Origin of the sequence: Micromonospora lupini, assembly GCF_026342015.1 — a bacterium.
GTDB lineage: Bacteria > Actinomycetota > Actinomycetes > Mycobacteriales > Micromonosporaceae > Micromonospora > Micromonospora lupini_B.
In genome coordinates, this window is record NZ_JAPENL010000002.1 from 2,287,931 (window position 1) to 2,302,502 (window position 14,572).

At 72.8% G+C, this 14,572-nt stretch carries 12 protein-coding genes; 7 read left to right on the top strand and 5 right to left on the bottom strand.

Translation table 11 applies throughout. The features are described 5' to 3' along the window. Positions 1–4: 4 nt before the first annotated feature. Positions 5–1,684 carry a phospho-sugar mutase gene (locus OOJ91_RS25500; protein WP_266248814.1) on the bottom strand — a complete coding sequence of 560 codons (1,680 nt, stop codon included), beginning with the start codon at positions 1,682–1,684 and terminating at the stop codon, positions 5–7. 47 nt (positions 1,685–1,731) lie between these two features. Then, complete coding sequence (locus tag OOJ91_RS25505; protein ID WP_266248817.1) at positions 1,732–3,789, bottom strand: serine/threonine-protein kinase; 2,058 nt, start codon at positions 3,787–3,789, stop codon at positions 1,732–1,734. Positions 3,790–3,995: 206 nt separating this feature from the next. Here OOJ91_RS25505 and OOJ91_RS25510 point away from each other — a divergent pair, with 206 nt between their 5' ends. Further along, positions 3,996–5,579, top strand: coding sequence for an acyl-CoA mutase large subunit family protein (locus OOJ91_RS25510; protein WP_266248820.1), 1,584 nt, complete (start codon positions 3,996–3,998; stop codon positions 5,577–5,579). 445 nt (positions 5,580–6,024) lie between these two features. Beyond that, a complete protein-coding gene (locus tag OOJ91_RS25515) occupies positions 6,025–7,284 on the top strand; it encodes an amidohydrolase (protein ID WP_266248822.1) in 1,260 nt (419 codons plus the stop codon). On the opposite strand, the gene OOJ91_RS25520 is transcribed toward OOJ91_RS25515, so the two are convergent. Then, positions 7,241–8,179 (bottom strand): DUF4349 domain-containing protein, encoded by a 939-nt coding sequence (locus tag OOJ91_RS25520; RefSeq protein ID WP_266248824.1) that lies wholly within the window; start codon positions 8,177–8,179, stop codon positions 7,241–7,243. The genes OOJ91_RS25515 and OOJ91_RS25520 overlap by 44 nt on opposite strands. Before the next feature lie 114 nt (positions 8,180–8,293). Here OOJ91_RS25520 and OOJ91_RS25525 point away from each other — a divergent pair, with 114 nt between their 5' ends. The 4 genes from OOJ91_RS25525 to OOJ91_RS25540 all read left to right on the top strand — a co-directional run bounded on the left by OOJ91_RS25525 (position 8,294) and on the right by OOJ91_RS25540 (position 11,792). Beyond that, positions 8,294–8,926: an MBL fold metallo-hydrolase gene (locus OOJ91_RS25525; RefSeq protein ID WP_266248826.1), complete on the top strand. Its 633-nt coding sequence runs from the start codon at positions 8,294–8,296 to the stop codon at positions 8,924–8,926. Positions 8,927–8,930: 4 nt separating this feature from the next. Further along, entirely contained in the window at positions 8,931–9,911 is a 981-nt protein-coding gene (locus OOJ91_RS25530) for a hypothetical protein (RefSeq protein ID WP_266248827.1), read from the top strand. Positions 9,912–10,009: 98 nt separating this feature from the next. Next, positions 10,010–10,747 carry an SCO6745 family protein gene (locus tag OOJ91_RS25535; RefSeq protein ID WP_266248830.1) on the top strand — a complete coding sequence of 246 codons (738 nt, stop codon included), beginning with the start codon at positions 10,010–10,012 and terminating at the stop codon, positions 10,745–10,747. 85 nt (positions 10,748–10,832) lie between these two features. Then, complete coding sequence (locus tag OOJ91_RS25540; RefSeq protein ID WP_266248832.1) at positions 10,833–11,792, top strand: GNAT family N-acetyltransferase; 960 nt, start codon at positions 10,833–10,835, stop codon at positions 11,790–11,792. Positions 11,793–11,864: 72 nt separating this feature from the next. On the opposite strand, the gene OOJ91_RS25545 is transcribed toward OOJ91_RS25540, so the two are convergent. After that, the gene (locus tag OOJ91_RS25545) at positions 11,865–12,320 is read right to left on the bottom strand and encodes a gamma-glutamylcyclotransferase (RefSeq protein ID WP_266248834.1); all 456 of its coding nucleotides are present in this window, start codon (positions 12,318–12,320) and stop codon (positions 11,865–11,867) included. Between the two features lie 106 nt (positions 12,321–12,426). Between OOJ91_RS25545 and OOJ91_RS25550 the strand changes: the two genes are divergently transcribed. Then, a complete protein-coding gene (locus OOJ91_RS25550) occupies positions 12,427–13,830 on the top strand; it encodes an NAD(P)H-quinone dehydrogenase (protein WP_266248836.1) in 1,404 nt (467 codons plus the stop codon). Here OOJ91_RS25550 and OOJ91_RS25555 read toward each other — a convergent pair. After that, positions 13,787–14,428: a DUF998 domain-containing protein gene (locus tag OOJ91_RS25555; RefSeq protein WP_266248838.1), complete on the bottom strand. Its 642-nt coding sequence runs from the start codon at positions 14,426–14,428 to the stop codon at positions 13,787–13,789. The genes OOJ91_RS25550 and OOJ91_RS25555 overlap by 44 nt on opposite strands. Positions 14,429–14,572 lie beyond the last annotated feature (144 nt).

The window sequence follows — 14,572 nt, forward strand, 5'->3', positions numbered from 1 at the left end:
TCGGTCAGACCCCCAGAGCTGTGGCGATCTCGCCGCGCAGGGCGGCCACCGCCTGCGCCGCCCGGCGGCGGGCCGTCGGGACGTCACCGTCCACGACCGGTTCCACCACCTCGAGGTACGCCTTGAGCTTCGGCTCGGTCCCGGAGGGGCGGATCACCACCCGGGCCGTCGCGGTACGCAGGATCACCACGTCCGCCTCGGGCAGCAGGTCCCGGGCGCTGTCGACCGGCTGCCCGAGCAGCGTGGTCGGGGTGGCCGCCCGGATCCGGGCCATCGCGTCGGCGATCTCCCGCAGGTCGTCGACCCGGACGGAGAGCTGGTCGGTGTGGTGCACGCCGAACTCGGCGGCCAGCTCGTCCAGCCGGTCGGTCACCGTGCGACCCTGCGCCTTGAGGCCGGCGGCCAGCTCGGCCACGGTCAGGGCGGCGGTGATGCCGTCCTTGTCCCGGACGTGCTCCGGCGCGACGCAGTAGCCGAGCGCCTCCTCGTAGCCGAAGACCAGCGGCGCGCTTCCGCCGCCGGCCCGGACGATCCACTTGAACCCGGTGAGCGTCTCGTCGTAGGGCAGGCCCCGGGCCGCGCACATCGCCCGCAGCAGCGACGACGAGACGATTGTGGTGGCGTAGAGCCCGGTCACCCCGCGCCGCATCAGGTGGTCGGCGAGCAGCACGCCCACCTCGTCGCCGCGCAGCATCCGCCAGCCACGCCCGTCGTCGCCCCCGCCGGTCCGGACGACCACTGCGCACCGGTCCGCGTCCGGGTCGTTGGCGATGGCGAGGTCCGCGCCGGTGGCGTCGGCAAGCGCGATCAGTCGGTCCACAGCCCCCGGCTCCTCCGGGTTGGGGAACGAGACGGTGGGGAACGCCGGGTCCGGCTCGGCCTGCTCGGGCACCACGCCGGGGACCGGGAAACCGGCCCGGGCGAACGCCGCCGTGAGCACCGCCGCACCCACGCCGTGCAGAGGGGTGTACGCCACCGACAGGTCCCGCGGCCCGTCCGGCGCGATGACCGCTGTGGCCCGCTCGACGTACGCGGCGACGAGGTCGTCGCCGAGCACCTCGCCGGGCCGGCCCAGCGGCACCTGGGTCAGCGGGCCGACCGCCCGGATCGCGGCCTCGATGCCGGCGTCGGCCGGCGGGACGATCTGCGCCCCGGCGCCCAGCTCACCGCCCAGCTCCGCGCCGAGGTAGACCTTGTAGCCGTTGTCCTGTGGCGGGTTGTGGCTGGCCGTGACCATGACGCCGGCCACCGCGCCGAGCTTGCGCACCGCGTACGCGAGCACCGGGGTGGGCAGCGGGCGGGGCAGCAGCAGCGCCGGCCGGCCGGCGCCGGTGGCCACCTGGGCGGTGCGCTCGGCGAACTGGCGGGAGCCGTGCCGGGCGTCGTACCCGATCACCAGGGGGCCGGTGCCGCCCTGGGCGGCGAGCCAGCCGACCAGCCCGGCGGCGGCCTGGGTGACCACGGCGAGGTTCATGCCGTTCGGGCCGGCGCGCAGCGGGCCGCGTAGTCCCGCGGTCCCGAAGGTCAGCGGGCCTGCGAACCGGTCGGCCAGCTCAGAGGCGCTCGCCGGCAGCCGGTCGAGCACCGCTGTCAGCTCGGCCCGGCTGGCGGGGTCGGGGTCGTCGGCAAGCCACCGTCGGGCTTGCTCGCGAATGTCGTCGATGTCAGTGGTGTCCGCCGCCATGCCCCTTGATAGCACGGCGGCGGATCACCGCTGTCGGTTCCCTCGGCTCAGCCGTCGCCGGTGAGCTGGAATGTGCGCACCATCTCGTCGAAGATCGGCTTGCTCTCGGCGAACTTGGCGTCGTTCGCGGTGAGGTAGAACGAGTACGCCTTGCCGTCCTGCGCCACGCCGCGCCAGATGCCGTGCCGCATGGTGTCGCCCGTGCCGCAGGTGTACTCGAATTCGGCGGCCGGCTTGTCGGCCAGCTTGGTCTCGGTCGAGGCGATCTGCGCGTACGGCTTCACGCAGGTGGTCTTGGTCTTCAGGCCGTTCTCGGCCGTCTCGGCCCACCGGGTGGAGCTGCTGGACCACTTCTCGGTGATGATGCGCACCTTGCGGCCGCTGTCCGCCGGGTCGATGTAGTCGGTGTACGAGCCGCCGGTGGCCTTCTTCCAGCCCTTCGGGACCATGACCTGGATGCCGCGGGCCGCGTGCTCCTGCATCTCGACGCCGGAGGCTGCCGGCGCGGACGGGGTGGGCTGCGCCTGCGGGGTGCTCGGGGCGGGGTCGTCGCCGCTGGAGAGCGCCACGATGCTGATCAGCAGCACCACGGCCAGGCCGCCGGCCGCGGCGAGCTGCATCTTGCGCGGCCAGCCCTTCACGGTGCTGACGAGCTGGCCTCCGGTGGCGCGGACCTTGCCCAGGGCGCCGCCGCCCGCCGCGGTGGTCGGTGTCGTCCAGGGCTGGCCGGTGCCCGGCACCGACCACTGGTTGCCGCCGCCGTAGGTGCTGCCGCCGATGCGCTGGGTGGCCTCGGGCGCGCCGTAACCGACCGGCTGCGTGGCGTCGGGTCGGCTGCCGTAGGTGACCCGCTGGGTGGCGTCGGGGTGCGCGCCGGCGTCCACCCGCTGGGTCGCGTCCGCGCTGGCGCCGTAGGTGCGCCCGGCGGCGGGACGGCCCGGGGTGGGCATCGCGCCGGTGGGCGTGTGCAGCGGACCGGCGAGCGCGTCGGCGCTGGTCTCGTCAAGCGCGGCGGCAGCGGCTGCGCCGGCCGGTTGGGGGCGTTCGCCCCGGCGCAGCGAGGCGAGCCGGTCGGTCAGCGACTCACCCGGGGCAAGCATGGCCCGGCCGCCGATCTGGTCCTCCGGCTTCGCCTCCGGCTGGGCCGGCGGGTGGACGGGGGCCGGGCGCTGCTGCACGGGCACCACTGCGTACGGGTCGGTGACCGAGTGCACTGCGGTGGCGGTGCTGCCCAGCGGGCCGGCGAGCAGCTCCCGCAGCATTCCCCGGGAGGTGTGCACGTCCAGCCGGCGGGCCGGGTCCTTCTCCAGCAGACCCATCAGCACCCGGGTCAGGGCGCCGCTGCGCTGCGGCGGGGCCGGCGGGTCCTCCACGACTGCGTGCATGGTCTCGATGGGGTCACCCTTGTCGAAGGGTGGACGCCCCTCGACGGCCGTGTAGAGCGTCACGCCCAGCGAGAAGAGGTCGCTCGGCGGGCCGAACTCCTGGCCCATGGCCCGCTCGGGCGAGATGAAGTGCGGCGAGCCGAGCACCATGCCGGGGGTGGTGAGCTGCACGTCGGTGGGCATCCGGGCGACACCGAAGTCGGTGAGCACGCAGCGCCCGTCGGAGCAGATCAGCACGTTCGCCGGCTTGACGTCGCGGTGCAGCACACCGATGGCGTGCGCGACCTCCAGCGCGCCGAGCAGCGCGATGCCGATCTTGGCGACCGCGCGGGGCGCGACCGGACCGTCCTCGATGACCATGTCGGCGAGGCTGCGGGCGTCCAGCAGCTCCATGACGATCCACGGCCGACCGGCCTCGGTGACCACGTCGTACACCTGCACCACGGCCGGGTGCTGGATGGCGGCGGCGGCACGGGCCTCGCGCAGCGTCCGCTCGTACATGGCGTCGCGGTCGCTTGGCGCAAGACCCGGGGGAAGGACTACCTCCTTCACCGCCACGTCGCGGCGGAGCAGGGTGTCTGTGGCGCGCCACACCGTGCCCATGCCGCCGTTGCCCACCGCGGACCGCAGCGAGTACCGGCCACCGATGGTGGTGCCGGGCGCTGCTCGTCCGCTGGCGGGACTTACCTGTCCGCCGCTCCACGTCGGGATCTGAGTCACAGAAAAGCCACCGGGGGAAATCGAGGGGGGCTGGGACACAACCCCCCTATCTTGCTGGTTCCGACGCCCGATGCGAAAGCCGACGCGGCGGACGTTTACCGAAGTCCACAGATCGTGCCCAACAGTTCACCTCCCGTCGAGGTGTCGGGACGCACTGTGCGGTATCCCTCACGCGACCGTGTGCCAGCGCGTCCTACCATCCGGGGATGAGTGAACGGCGGTCAAGCGAGTCCGGTTTCCCGATCAAGGGCGTCTACACGTCGGCCGACCTTCCGGAGGAGCTGGACTCTCGGCTGGGCGGCCCGGGCGAGTTCCCGTACACCCGGGGGGTCTATCCCACGATGTACACCTCCCGCCCGTGGACCATGCGCCAGTACGCCGGCTTCGGCACCGCCACCGAGTCAAACGCGCGCTACCACCAACTGTTGCGGGCCGGCACCATGGGTCTCTCGGTCGCCTTCGACCTGCCGACGCAGATGGGGTACGACTCCGACGACCCGATCGCGCACGGCGAGGTCGGCAAGGTGGGTGTCGCCATCGACTCCATCGAGGACATGCGCCTGCTCTTCGCCGACATCCCACTGGACAAGGTGTCCACCTCGATGACCATCAACGCGCCGGGCTCGGTGCTGTTGCTGCTCTACCAACTCGTCGCCGAGGAGAACGGGGTGCCGGGCGCGGCGCTCAACGGCACCATCCAGAACGACATCCTCAAGGAGTACATCGCCCGCGGCACGTACATCTTCCCGCCGAAGCCCTCGTTGCGCCTGGTCGCCGACACCTTCGCGTACTGCCGCAAGGAGGTGCCGAAGTGGAACACGATCTCCATCTCCGGCTACCACATGGCCGAGGCCGGCGCGACGCCCGCGCAGGAGATCGCGTTCACCCTGGCCAACGGCGTGGAGTACGTCCGGGCCGCGCTGGCCGCCGGGCTCGCCGTTGACGACTTCGCGCCCCGGCTGTCGTTCTTCTTCGTGGCGCGGACGACGCTGCTGGAGGAGGTGGCGAAGTTCCGCGCCGCCAGGCGGATCTGGGCCCGGCTGATGCATGACGACTTCGGCGCCAAGGATCCGAAGTCGATGATGCTGCGCTTCCACACCCAGACCGCAGGCGTGCAGCTCACCGCCCAGCAGCCGGAGGTGAACCTGGTCCGGGTCGCGGTGCAGGGCCTGGCCGCGGTGCTCGGGGGCACGCAGTCGCTGCACACCAACAGCTTCGACGAGGCCATCGCGCTGCCCACCGAGAAGGCCGCCCGGCTCGCGCTGCGCACCCAGCAGGTGCTGGCGTACGAGACTGACCTGACCGCCACCGTCGACCCGTTCGCCGGCTCGTACGTGGTGGAGGCGATGACCGCCGAACTGGAGGCCGCCGCCGTGGAACTGATGGAGCGGGTGGCCGACCACGGCTCGGCGGTCGACGCGATCGAGGCCGGGTTCCAGAAGCGGGAGATCGAGCAGTCCGCGTACCGGATCGCCCAGGAGATCGACTCCGGCGAGCGGGTGGTGGTGGGGCTCAACCGGTTCGCGATCGACGAGGAGGAGCCGTACGAGCCGCTGCGGGTCGACCCGACGATCGAGGCCGCGCAGGCCGAGAAGTTGGCCCGGCTGCGCGCCGAGCGGGACGCCGGCACGGTGACGCGGGCCCTCGCCGAGCTGCGGGCCGCTGCCGAGGGCTCGGAAAACGTGCTGTACCCGATGAAGGAGGCGCTGCGCGCCCGGGCCACGGTGGGCGAGGTCTGCGGGACGCTGCGCGAGGTGTGGGGGCTGTACCGGCCCACCGACCGGTTCTGACCGGAACCGTCCCGGGTGTGTCCACCCGGCTTCGCGGGTACGCCGACGGGGTACGTGCCGGAACGCACACGGTGTGCGGTCGGGGTGGGCGGGCGTATGTGAGCGTCCTTGTCCGGCCCGTTGCGGAGAGTGGTCGTCTTATTGTCGGAGTGTCATTTCATCACCCCGACTAATGCGACAATTCGCAGCGTGAGGTCCGCGGGTCGCGTCTCGACTCCTGGCCGCCCGGTTCGGTTACGCGTTGTAGGAGGTGAGGGGGCAGATGACGGCGTTCGAACGCGATCTACCTGCGGTCCCGCACCTTGACGAGCGCCCTCAGCAGGGCATACGTGACGCTACGCGGTCCGATCATCACCGTAACGAGGTTGCGCAGCGTCACCGCCGGAGGTCTAGGCTGTCTGCTGTCCCCGATGATCCATCCATCTCTAGTGATCGAGAATTCGACGTGACGAGTGCGTTGACGCTGCCCACCGGTGGCCAGCTGGCGTCGTCCTGGCCGGAGACTCCGCCCGGGTCCCAGCCCCTGCCCCGCGACCTGGACCACCTCCTCGCCCTTCGGGTACCGGGGCTCATCGCCACGCGCCGTCACCTCCACTCCCACCCCGAGTTGTCAGGTACGGAGTTCGAGACGGCGGCCCTCATCGCCCGGGAGCTGTCCCTGGCCGGCCTGCACCCTCGGCTGCTGCCCAAGGGCAACGGCGTGATCTGCGACGTCGACGGCCGCCCCGACGGCCCGATCATCGCGCTGCGCGCCGACATCGACGCCCTGCCGCTGGACGACCCCAAGGACGTGCCGTACCGCTCCACCGTCGAGGGCGTCTGCCACGCCTGCGGCCACGACGTGCACACGTCGATCCTGCTGGGCGTCGGCATGCTGCTGGCCCAGCTCGCCGACCTCGGCGAGCTGGACGGCCGGGTCCGGCTCATCTTCCAGCCCGCCGAGGAGATCCTGCCCTGCGGTTCGCTGGAGGTCATCGAGGCCGGCGGTCTGGACGACGTCGTGCAGATCTTCGCCCTGCACTGCGACCCGAACCTGCCGGTGGGCCAGGTCGGCCTGCGGGTCGGCCCGATCACGGCGGCCGCCGACAACGTCACCGTCCGGCTCTCCGGGCCGGGTGGGCACACCGCCCGCCCGCACCTGACCGTCGACCTGGTCGACGCCCTCGGCCGGCTGATCACCGAGGTGCCGGCCCTGGTCAGCCGCCGGGTGCCGGCCAACAGCGGGTTGCTGCTGGTGTTCGGCCACGCCTCGGCCGGCACCCGTTACAACGTCATTCCCTCCGAGGCGTCCGCCTCGGGCACCCTGCGCGTGATGGACCGCGACACCTGGGAGCAGGCTCCCAAGATCGTGGCTCAGGTGGTGCGGGACGTGATCGCCCCGACCGGCGCCACAGTCGACCTGGAGTACCTGCGCGGCCGGCCGCCGGTGTGCAACGACTCCCGGGCGATCCAGGTGCTCACCGCCGCCACCGGCGCCGCGCTCGGCCCGGAGGGGATCGCCGAGACACCGCAGAGCATGGGCGGCGAGGACTTCAGCTGGTATCTGGAGTACGTCCCCGGCGCCCTCGCCCGCCTCGGCGTGGGCCGTGCCGGCCCCAACGTCGACCTGCACCGCGCGTCCTTCGACGTCGACGAGCGGGCCATCGCGGCCGGCGTACGCGTCATGGTGCAGACCGCGCTGCGGGCACTGGCTGCGGCGCGCTGACTCCGGTGGCGACAAGCGCCGGCGACTTCCGTCGCCGGCGCAACACCACAAGCAGAACCGCAAGCGGTACGCCGAACGCCACCAGCCACGGCAGCAGCGCGCCCAGGACGGTGAGCAGGATCGTCATCGAGGTGACGAACGCCGACCAGCCCCCCTTGAGCCCGACCAGGAAGCCGGTCTCGGCCTTCTCCTCGCTCGTCTTCGCCGCCGGCCCGGCCAGGGACACCGTGATCGTGGACAGCGCGGTCAGATCGGCCAGTCGACGCTTCTTGGCCTCCAGCGAGGCCAGGTCCGCCTCCCGGCGACCCAACTCGTTCTCCAACGAGACCAGGTCGGCGATCGAGCTGGCGCGGGAGAGCAACCGGCGTGCGCTGTCCACGCGCGCCCGCTGAGTGATGATCCGGGCCTCCAGGTCGACGGTCTCCTCGGTGACGTCCTGAGTGTTGATCTCCCGGCTCTGCTGCCGGCCGAGCTTCGCGACCTCCTCCACGACCCCGGCGAACTTCGCCGCCGGCACCCGCAACTGCAACTCCGCCACGGCGTCGGCCTCGGCGCTGCGCCGCTGGTCGCCGCCGATGAAACCACCGGCCCGGGTGACCGCCGCGTTCACCTCGCGGGCAGCATCGTCCACGTTGGCCACCTGCACCCGCATCGTTCCGGTGTAGATGATCGCCCGCTGGTCGACCCGCAGGTCCGGAGCGCCTGCCCCGGCCCCCGCCGCGTCGGCGTCGCGGCCCTTGTCGGCCGCCTCGCCCACGACCGGCGCCTTCGCCGCCGAATCCGCCGAATCCGACGATCCGCTGTCGCCGGCGCTGCAACCCGCGAGGGCCAGCGCCGCCGCGAGTGTCCCTGCCGCCAGTAGTGCGCTGCGGCGCCGTCCTTTCCGTCCGTCCATCCCCGCTCCCATCGTCGTCTGCCGGAGTGGCGTTAGCTCGGACGCGACGCGCCCGCCGGCTGGTTCCGGCAGACTGCGCTGAGGACATCACGATTCGACAGCCGAGGAGTCACGATGCGGCTCACCAAGTACGCCCACTCCTGTCTGCGGGTGGAACACGACGGGGGAGTGCTCGTCATCGACCCCGGGATGTTCAGCGACCCCGCGACGGCGTTGGACGGCGCGGACGCGGTGCTGATCACCCATCAACATCCCGACCACCTCGACCTGGCGGCGGTGCGGCTGCAACTGGACCGGCAGCCGTTCCCGATCTTCGGGCCCGCCTCCCTCGCCGAGGCCCTTGGCGACGCGGCCGAGGCGCTGCGCCCGGTCGACGCCGGTGAGTCGTTCACCGCCGCCGGGGTCGCCGTCCGCGCGTACGGCGGGCGGCATGCGGTGATCCACCCCGACATCCCGGTGGTGGACAACCTCGGTTACCTGATCAACGACGTGGTCTACCACCCGGGAGACTCCCTGGTGGTGCCCGACGAGACACCCGTCGACACGCTGTTCGCGCCGATCCACGCCCCCTGGTCGAAGTTCTCCGAGGTGGTCGACTTCATCCGCGCGGTCGCGCCCCGGCGCGCGTACGCCCTGCACGACGCGTTGCTCAACGACAACGGGCTGGCAGTGCTCGACAGGCAGTACGCCGCCCTGTCCGGCACCGACTACCAGCGGCTGGAGCCCGGCAGCCGGGTGGACGTCTGACGCGATGCCGGGCCCCTCCGCGGAGCTGGTGCAGCAGCTCTACCGCACTCCACCGGACCGGTTCGTGGCCGCCCGGGACGCCGCTGTGGCCGACGCCCGCCGAGCCGGCGACCCGACCACCGCCCGGGAGCTGGCCCGGCTGCGTCGCCCCACGGTCGCCGCCTGGCTGGTGAACCTGCTCGCGATCCGACGTCCCGAGCTGGTCGCCGACCTGGTCCAACTCGCCGACGCCCTACGAGCCGCCCAGCGGGAGCTGCGCGGGCCCCGACTGCGGGAGCTGTCCGCCCAGCGCCGGGCCGTGGTCGGTGCCCTGGTCGCCGAGGTCCGCAAGCTCGCCGCGGCGGAGCCGGAGGCCCCGCCGGCCGGCCGGCTGCCACTCGCCGAGGTGGAGGCGACCCTGAACGCGGCGCTCTCCGACGCCGAGGTCGCCGAGCAGGTCCGGACCGGGCGGCTGCTCCGCTCGGCCAGCTACGCAGGCTTCGGTGAGGTGCCCCGACCGCAGTTGCGGCTGGTCACCGCCGACGAGGAGGAGGAGCCGGAGGTCACGCGCCCCACCCGTCGGCCCGGTGCCCAGCGTGCGGGCCGCGAGGCGGCCCCGGACCGGGCCGGGGAGCGTGCCGCGCAGGCCGAACGTGCGGCACAGCGGGCGGCTCGGGCCGAGCGAGCCCGCCGCCGCCGGGCACTGGACCGCGAGTGGGACCGCGTCCGGGCCGACCAGCAGCGGGCCGAGGACGAGTTGACCGAGGCGACCGGGCAGGAGCGCGACGGCGCCGCCGTCCTCGACGGGATCGAGACCGAGCTGGCCGAGCTGGAACGACGGCGGGCGGTCGCCGAGCAGGACCTCAGCCGGGCCAAGTTGGCGCGGCGGGCCGCCGAGCGGGCGGTCACGGTGGCCCGGCGGCGGGCGGGCGAGGTCGAGGCAGCCGTCGAGGCACTGGCGGCCGAAGAGGGGGATGCGGACCCCGGCGGTGGCGCGGCAGACTGACCATCGATGGACGACGACGAGCGGGCGGGCCGTCCGGGGCCAGCCGCCCCCGAGCGGAGCGCCGCCGCCGTGCCGCGACGCCCGTGGGTGGCGCCTCGATGACGCCGGAGCAGATCGCCGCCGCCAGCAAGCCCGTCATCCTCGATCTCGGCGACGGGTTCAGCAGGTGCCCGAGCACGCTGCAACGGGCCCGACAGCTCGGCATCTCCGGCTGGGCCTTCTACATCACCGGTCGGGCCGGCGCCCTCGGTGACGTACGGGCGGAGACGGCCGCCGCGGCCATCGGCTTCGTCGCACCGGACGCCGTCGCCGACGGCTGGGACGCCGCCGCCCGGGTCCTGCGGCCGGCCGAGGTGGCCGCCGCGAGTCTCGTCGAGTGCTGCCGGTGGGGGACGCAGCAGTTGGCGGTGCTGCCGTGGGCCGAGCGCCTGGCCGGCCTCGTCGAGCGGGCGGTGGTCGCCGCGGACGCCAGCGGCATGCCGCTCTTCGCCGCGTGGCGGGCCATGCCGCTGCCGGATCTGTCCGCGGGCGCCCGAAGCGCCGCCGGGCTGCGGCTGCTGCGTGAACACTTCACAGGCGCCTACCTGCTGGCCGTGCGCGCCTCCGGCATGACCCCGCTCGAGGCGGTGCTGGCCGGGCCGGAGGGGGAGGCCGGCGCGGTGGCGTGCGGTTGGCTGCCGCCGTACCCTCCGGTCGGGCCGCTGGTGCGTCGGCGGCTCTGGGCGGAGGCGGTGACAAACCGGTTGGCCGCGCCGGCGTTCGCGGCGCTCGGCCCCGCCGACGGCGCCGAGCTGGTGGAGCTTCTGCACCGCACCCGCGCCGACCTCGCCGGCTGATCGGCCTGCCGGCCTCGCCGGCTGATCGGCTCGGGGCGGAAAAATGGGCGGCGCCGTCGGCCGGCGGCTGCCAGGATCTTCTGCCGTGACGCTTCCCGCCGGCTGGACCACGCGCCGCCCCACCCTCGACGACGTACCGGAGATCCTCGCGGTGGTGCACGCGGCCGACACCTTCGCCATCGGCCATCCCGACTTCGACGCCGAGGACGTCGAGGCGTCGCTGACCGCCCCCTACGTCGACCCGACCCGGGACTCCTGGCTGGCGCTCGATCCGGACGGCACGGTTGTCGCCTGGGCGACGGTGGACAACCCGACAGGGGTCGGCCGGGAGTTCGTGGAGGTCTACGTCGACCCGGAGCGGGCCGGCACCCTCCGCGCGCCACTGCTGGCCCGTCAGCTCGACCGGGTGGCCGAGCGCGCCGCCGAACGGCGGCTGCCGGCGCTCACCGTCCGGTGCGCGGTCTGCGCCCCGGAACGCGACTGGGCCCGGGACCTGCGCGCCGCCGGTTTCACCGTGGCCAAGCGGTACGTGCGGATGCGCCGTTCGCTTGCCGACCTGCCGGCAGAGCCGTCGCCGCCGCCCGGGGTCACCGTGCGGCCGGTCCGCCCGGACGACGAGGCCGAGCTGCGGGAGTTCCACCGGATCCACGACGTCGCGTTCGGCGACACCCCGGATCACGAGCCGCTGTCGTACGAGCGGTGGCGGGCCCGTATCGGTGACGTGACGGCCTGGGACGAGTGGTTCGTCGCCGAGGTCGACGGGGTGCTCGCCGGCGCGTTGCAGTCCTCCGACCAGGCGCTCGATCAGCAGCAGGGCTGGGTGAAGAGTCTGTCGGTGCTGCCCGCGTACCGTCGGCGGGGTGTGGGTGCGGCGCTGCTGCGCCGGGCGTTCGCCCGCTACGCGCAGAAGGGGCGGGAGTCGGCCGGTCTGGGGGTGGACCTCACCAACCCGACGGCGCCGCTGTCGCTGTACGAGTCGGTGGGCCTGCGGGAGACCCTGTGGACCGACATGTACGAGCGGGTCGTCCCGGCCTCCGGTGTGTGATTGACGACCCTGACCGGGCCCGACGGGCCACCCGGGCCGCGACGGTTGCAGACTGGGAACGTGGGATACGCGCTACGGGGATGCGGTGCCGGTGGGACGGGACCGCAGCTCGGTGACGTAGTCGTCCGGCGCACCAGCCTTCTCGGCGGCGTTCGCGATCTCGGACAGGTACCACGAGGTCGGCAGGCCACCCTCGTACCCGTCGAACACGTAGACCCACGCGGTCACGTCGCCGTCGAGGGTCGAGATCCGGACGTGCAGCTTGCGGTACGTGCCGGCGGTCACCCCCTCGATCTCGTCGAGCTGGGCCGCGTCGTACGGGTGGATGTCGTAGATCGCCACGAAGACCCGGTCGCCGGGAGACTCGACGACGGTGCTCACCGCGCCCTCCCAGCCGATCACGTCGGCGCCGGCGAAGGTCAGCCGCCACCCCTCCAGCCAGCCGGTGCCCACCATGGGCGAGTGCGGGCAGTAGGCCCGCATCCGGGCCGGGTCGAGGTTTGAGCCGTAGGCGGCGTGATGACGCACGGCGATGACGATAGCCCGGCGGGCGGGTGGGGGAGAATACGACTGTGCGTGTCGGACGCGTTCGGGAGAAGAAAGTCACCATGAGCATCGACGAAGGGCGAACGCTGTGAGCCGGATCGTGATCATCGGCGGTGGGCCGGCCGGGTACGAGGCGGCGTTGGTCGCCGCCCAACTGGACGCCGATGTCACGGTGATCGAGGCCGACGGCGCGGGCGGGGCCTGCGTGCTCTCCGACTGCGTGCCGTCGAAGACGTTCATCGCCAGCTCGCAGGTGGTCACCGGTTACCGGGACACCGAGGAGTTCGGGGTGCACTCGGACGGCCTGGAGGCCGTCACCGTCGACGCGCAGGCCGTGCACGAGCGGGTCAAGCGGCTGGCGCTGGCGCAGTCCGCCGACATCCACGCCAAACTGCTCAAGGCCGGGGTCACATTCGTGGCCGGCACCGCCCGCATGGGCGAGGACGCCCTCGGGCACACCCACCGGGTCATCGTCACCCCCGCCGACGGCGGCGAGGAGTACTCGATCGCCGCGTCCACCGTGCTGGTGGCCACCGGCTCGACACCGCGCCAGTTGCCCACCGCCGTACCCGACGGGGAGCGCATCCTGACCTGGCGTCAGGTGTACGACCTGCCGGAGCTGCCCGAGCACCTGATCGTTGTCGGCTCGGGCGTGACCGGCGCCGAGTTCGCCAGCGCGTACCTGGCGATGGGCGTCGAGGTCACCCTGGTCTCCAGCCGGGACCGGGTGATGCCGCACGAGGACGCCGACGCGGCGTCGGCCATCGAGCGGGTGTTCCGCAATCGGGGCATGAACATCCTCAACAACTCCCGCGCCGACGCGGTCCGGCGTACCGCCGACGGGGTGGAGGTGGAGCTGTCCGACGGCCGTAGGGTCACCGGCTCGCACGCGCTGATCGCGGTCGGCTCGATCCCCAACACCGCGAACCTGGGCCTGGCCGAGTACGGCGTGGAGTTGGGCCGGGGCGGCTACGTCACTGTCGACCGGGTCTCCCGGACGAACGTGCCAGGCATCTACGCCGCCGGTGACTGCACGGGCGTGCTGCTGCTGGCGAGCGTGGCCGCCATGCAGGGCCGGATCGCGATGTGGCACGCCCTCGGCGAGGCGGTCCGTCCACTACGGCTGCGGACCGTCGCGGCGAACGTCTTCACCGACCCGGAGTTGGCCACCGTGGGCGTCTCGCAGGACGAGGTGGACGCGGGCAAGACCCCGGCCCGGCAGGTGATGCTGCCGCTGTCCGGCAACGCCCGCGCCAAGATGGACGACCTCTCCGACGGCTTCGTGAAGCTGTTCTGCCGGCCGGCGAGCGGCCAGGTGATCGGCGGCGTGGTCGTCGCCCCGAAGGCCAGCGAGCTGATCCTGCCGATCACCATGGCCGTGGAGAACAACCTGACGGTCAACGAGTTGGCCCAGACGATCACGATCTACCCGAGCCTGTCCGGCTCCATCACCGAGGCCGCCCGCCAGCTGATGCTCCACGAGCTGGAGTGAGCCGCCGGGTCTGCATCACGGCGACGGTGGCGAGAACGGCCACCTCGGTGAGGATGAGCAGGCGTTCGGCCAGGCCGATCAGCACGCGGTCACCGGGGTAGGCGGACCAGACCATCGCCGCCGCCAAGGTCAGGCTGAGTAGGGCCAGGGTGCGCAGCGTCCGGGCGGCCGCGTCCAGGTCGGGCCGGCGGGCGAGCAGCCAGCCGCCGACCGGCAGCGCCAGGAAGGCGATCACCGACGTGTACCGGTGCAGGTAGGAGGCGGTGGTCATGGCGGTGCCCGGCTCATTGGTCGGCACGACGGCGGCCAGCAGCAGCCCCGCCGCCCAGGCCCCGAGCAGCAGCTCGGCCGTTCGACCGGAGCGGGGCCGGGGTGGGCCTGCGCGGCGCAGCCCGTACAGCAGGGCGACGCTGGCGAGCGCCAGCACCACCATGGCGACGTCGATGACGCCACCACGGTCGGAGACCGCGAAGTCGCTGATGGTCAGCGCCCACGGATTGAGGTCGTCGTTGACCTCGAGGTGACCGATTACGGTGAGCACCGCCGCCAGGGCGATTCCGCCGAGGGCCACCACACCGGTGTTCCAGGTTCGAGACATGCCTCAGCCTGCTGCCGAGGACACCCCAAACGGATCGGGGAAGCCCACCGACATCGCCCCGAGGGACCACCCCTAGATGTAGTTCGATGACCGGCTTCGGCCGCTGAAGCCGTCTCGGGATGACCTCTCACAGTCAGATCACGC

Coding starts and splice junctions, on each gene's coding strand:
- OOJ91_RS25525 (WP_266248826.1), top strand. CDS start 8,294: ATGCGGCTCACCAAGTACGCCCACTCCTGTCTGCGGGTGGAACACGAC.
- OOJ91_RS25510 (WP_266248820.1), top strand. CDS start 3,996: ATGAGTGAACGGCGGTCAAGCGAGTCCGGTTTCCCGATCAAGGGCGTC.
- OOJ91_RS25535 (WP_266248830.1), top strand. CDS start 10,010: ATGACGCCGGAGCAGATCGCCGCCGCCAGCAAGCCCGTCATCCTCGAT.
- OOJ91_RS25520 (WP_266248824.1), bottom strand. CDS start 8,179: ATGGACGGACGGAAAGGACGGCGCCGCAGCGCACTACTGGCGGCAGGG.
- OOJ91_RS25555 (WP_266248838.1), bottom strand. CDS start 14,428: ATGTCTCGAACCTGGAACACCGGTGTGGTGGCCCTCGGCGGAATCGCC.
- OOJ91_RS25530 (WP_266248827.1), top strand. CDS start 8,931: ATGCCGGGCCCCTCCGCGGAGCTGGTGCAGCAGCTCTACCGCACTCCA.
- OOJ91_RS25500 (WP_266248814.1), bottom strand. CDS start 1,684: ATGGCGGCGGACACCACTGACATCGACGACATTCGCGAGCAAGCCCGA.